The sequence below is a fragment of the Pantoea sp. S61 genome, assembly GCF_016625145.1.
GTDB classification, from domain to species: Bacteria; Pseudomonadota; Gammaproteobacteria; order Enterobacterales; family Enterobacteriaceae; genus Pantoea; species Pantoea rwandensis_B.
The window spans coordinates 1-1,354 of sequence record NZ_JACVUO010000053.1; the positions used below are offsets into that span (position 1 = coordinate 1).

A 1,354-nucleotide genomic window follows, 5' to 3' on the forward strand; every position below is an offset into this window, starting at 1 on the left:
GAAAACCAGAATCTCGCTTAGGGTTGTGTCCACATTACGTGGGTAGGATCAGATCACCAGGATCCTGATGAGATCGCAGCACTCATGTATATCGCCGGAGATAAAGGTAGGCGACCTTTCTGTGAACAGCGATATGAGCTGGCCAGAACGCATTTACGCCGTATGGTGGAATCTCTGGACAAGTCTCGGGTCATTCATGCCGGTTACGGCAGCTATGCTGTTCTGGAGATGGATCTGGGAAATGGAGAGAAGCTTTACTACTACGTGGTGTTCAAGGCGTTTCGTGAAAAGAAAAAGCTGCGTCTGCATATCACCAGCGCCTACCCTGTAACAGAACGCCCCGGCGGCGCACCGGCTAACTTCTTCAGTATCGCCTATGCCTTGCGGGCTAACAAACCTCTGCCGGTCCCTCCTGGTCAGGGACAAAGGCGACGCCGCTAAATTCCGGGCTGCAGAAATAACAAAGCCCACCTTAAGGTGGGCTTCGCCAGTATGACAAAAACATCATGCTGGTATTCAGAACGCCATTACCGGGCATGGCCTCGACCAGAAATTCTCAAAAGATTTGCTGGTTGCGGGATGTCTGAATGAAAACATTCAGTCTGCTGCATCCGTTAAGGCAAGAGCTGTTAGGCTTTTCCCTTAACGATGATTTTAGATGAAGTTCGACGATCTCGTCAACCGTATTACAGCTATGGCCCGGGATCGTTGCATTCAGATGCGTATGCTGAACTATCTGAGAGATTACCGAACAGAATAAGCCTCTGACATGAAAACAGTTCATATCTATTCAACAGGAAGTTGCAATACGCAGAGTCGTGAAGGTTCTACCCGGGTGCTGACAGAATGGCAAGGCGGAAAAAGGTCGGTGTTGTTCCACTATCACGATACCACGTCCAAACGTTTCCTGATGCAGGGTGATCGATGGTGTGTTGCAGTTAGATGAGCCTTCACACGTTGTGCTTGTCACATCGGCTCGACTCGCACTTGAGAAAGCCGCTGCAGGTGAAGGACCAAACCGCGATCTGATTTATGAACTTTACCACGTTTTGTCAGCGCGCGGATGTACGTATACCTTTGAGTTTCGTAAAGGCCAGGGGGCAGAACTCAATAAATACATTCTGGCCAACTCGCGTTAGGTTCGCTCAAATAAAACGGATTGCTCTCAGAGCTGACCGTAAATTTAAAGCCTCTAGGTAGACAGAACATTCAAGCTGAACCACCAATCGTTTTGGCTGTGTTCTCCGTCACAATGGCCGTACAGGCGCTTCCTTATAGTCATGCAGCCCGGTAAAACCATCTCCCTGCCCGACCGCCGTTTAAGCAGCGGCCTTTCAGGCGCACTGAAGTCAGA

General features: G+C 49.8%; 1 protein-coding gene. It reads left to right on the top strand.

The genetic code is table 11. The features are described 5' to 3' along the window. Positions 1-84 precede the first annotated feature (84 nt). Entirely contained in the window at positions 85-441 is a 357-nt protein-coding gene (locus IAE30_RS29815) for a hypothetical protein (RefSeq protein WP_200681631.1), read from the top strand. The last annotated feature ends 913 nt before the right edge of the window (positions 442-1,354 follow it).